A 296-nucleotide genomic window follows, 5' to 3' on the forward strand; every position below is an offset into this window, starting at 1 on the left:
CGCCACCGCGCCGGACGCGGCCCGCGCGGCGGTCTCCCGCGCCGAGGACCGGCCGCCGCCGCGGTAGTCGCGGGTGCCGTACTTCACGTCGTAGGTGTAGTCGGCGTGGCCGGGGCGGGAGCTGTCGCGGATCTCCGAGTAGTCCTTCGAGCGCTGATCCGTGTTCTCGACCATCAGCGCGATCGGGGTGCCGGTGGTGAGCTGGCGGCCGCCGGTGCGGTCGTCCGCGAAGACGCCGGACAGGATCTTGACCTGATCGGGTTCGCGGCGCTGCGTCGTGAAGCGCGACTGGCCGG

Annotated in this window: 1 protein-coding gene; it reads right to left on the minus strand. The window is 73.3% G+C overall.

The features are described 5' to 3' along the window. A partial coding sequence (locus ACLBX8_RS32020) for a chorismate synthase (protein WP_447716452.1) occupies window positions 1-296 on the minus strand: 296 nt, incomplete at both ends.

The organism is Methylobacterium sp. D48H (genome assembly GCF_053345715.1).